The organism is Microbacterium sp. CPCC 204701 (assembly GCF_004010105.1).
Taxonomy (GTDB): Bacteria; Actinomycetota; Actinomycetes; order Actinomycetales; family Microbacteriaceae; genus Microbacterium.
Window position 1 is genome coordinate 1 of the sequence record NZ_RRYE01000463.1, and the last position, 2,069, is coordinate 2,069.

At 71.4% G+C, this 2,069-nt stretch carries 1 protein-coding gene; it reads left to right on the forward strand.

Going from position 1 to position 2,069, the window contains the following annotated elements:
* Nucleotides 1-2,018, forward strand: a 2,018-nt coding sequence (locus tag EIO58_RS16810) for an ATP-dependent Clp protease ATP-binding subunit (protein ID WP_164861814.1), incomplete at its 5' end; no start/stop codon positions are given.
* Between the last annotated feature and the right edge of the window lie 51 nt (nucleotides 2,019-2,069).

The following is a 2,069-nucleotide window of genomic DNA, read 5'->3' on the forward strand; positions in this document are numbered from 1 at the left end:
CGGATCCCGGTCGGCGGGGCGCATCCGACACCCCCCTGCTCGACACGTACGGCACCGACCTCACCGCGCTGGCGGCGGCTGGTCGGCTCGACCCCGTGATCGGGCGCGCGGACGAGATCGAGCAGACCATCGAGATCCTCAGCCGCCGCACCAAGAACAACCCGGTGCTCGTCGGCGAGGCGGGCGTCGGAAAGACGGCGATCGTCGAGGGGCTCGCTCAGGCGATCGTCGATGGGGCCGTGCCCGAGCAGCTGGCAGGCAAGCGGGTCGTCGCGCTCGACTTCGCGGCCATGCTCGCCGGCACGCGCTATCGCGGCGACTTCGAGGAGCGCCTCACCCAGACGATGGATGAGGTCGTCGCGCACCGAGGCGAGCTCATCCTGTTCATCGACGAGGTGCACACGGTGGTGGGCGCCGGCGGCGCGGGCGATGGCGGCATGGACGCGGGCAACATTCTCAAGCCCCGCCTCGCGCGCGGCGAGCTGCACCTGGTGGGTGCGACGACGCTCAAGGAGTACCGCGTCGTCGAAAAGGACCCCGCACTCGAGCGCCGGTTCCAGCCGGTCAAGGTCGGCGAGCCGTCGATCGAGGACGCCGTCGTGATCCTCCGAGGCCTGAAGCCCGCGTACGAGGAGCACCATGGCATCGTGTACACCGACGAGGCGCTGCGCGCCGCTGTCGAGCTCAGTGACCGGTACCTTCCCGACCGCGTGCTGCCTGACAAGGCGATCGACCTCATCGACCAGGCGGGCGCCCGCCTGCGGCTGCGCCTGGGCGCCCAGATCGACGTGAGCGCGCTGATGGAGCGCCTCGCGACGCTCGAGGCCGACAAGAACGCGGCCGTCTCGGCCGAGCACTATGAGGAGGCCTCGCGCATCCGCGACGAGATCACCGACGTGCAGGACCGCCTCGAGCAGGCGACGGCCTCCGGCCCTTCGACAGGCTCAGGGGCCGTCGGCAAGCCGGACGCGATCGTGGACGAGCCCGAGATCGCCGCGGTCATCAGCAGGGCCACCGGCATCCCGGTGAACCGGCTGACCGAGAGCGAGCGCGAGCGCCTGGCGTCGCTCGAGGACGAGCTGCACGCGCGCGTCGTCGGCCAGGACGACGCGGTGACCGCCGTCGCCAAGGCCGTGCGCCGCAACCGCACCGGCATGGGCGACGCGCGTCGCCCGGTGGGCTCGTTCCTCTTCCTGGGGCCGACGGGTGTCGGCAAGACCGAGCTCGCCAAGGCCCTGGCCGCGTCGCTGTTCGACGACGAGGGAGCGGTCATCCGGTTCGACATGAGCGAGTTCGGCGAGCGCCACACCGTGTCGCGGCTGGTCGGTGCTCCTCCCGGATACGTCGGCTACGACGAGGCGGGGCAGCTCACCGAGCGCGTGCGGCGCAACCCGTACTCGATCGTGCTGTTCGACGAGATCGAGAAGGCACACCCCGACGTGTTCAACCTGCTGCTGCAGGTGCTCGACGACGGGCGCCTGACCGACGGGCAGGGCCGCACGGTCGACTTCCGCAACACCGTGGTCGTGATGACCTCGAATCTCGGCTCGGAGTTCCTCGCCTCGCGCAGCGGCGCGATCGGCTTCATCGCCGACGGCGGCGGAGCGACCGGCTTCGGCTCGGAGAAGGACCTGAAAGCGCGCGTCTTCGGCAAGCTCCGTGAGGCGATGCGCCCCGAGTTCCTCAACCGCATCGATGAGGTCGTGCTCTTCCGCAAGCTCGAGAAGGCTCAGCTGCGTGAGATCGTCCGGCTCCTGCTGGGCGCCAGCGAAGGGCGGCTCGCCAAGCGCGAGATCGCGTTCGAGGTGACCGAGGCCGCGGTGGACTGGCTGGCCGAGCACGGCTACGAGCCCGAGTACGGCGCGCGGCCGCTGCGCCGGCTCATCCAGCGCGAGGTGGACGACCGCATCGCCGACCTCCTCGTCACCGGTGCGCTCGTCGACGGCGGCGCGGTGACGGTGGATGCCGGGGGCGAGGGGATCGTCGCCCGGACGGAGGCGTTCGCGACCGCCGCGTGACGCAGTCGCCACGCGGGGGGCGCCGTGCCGGAAGGGCACGGCGCCCCCCGC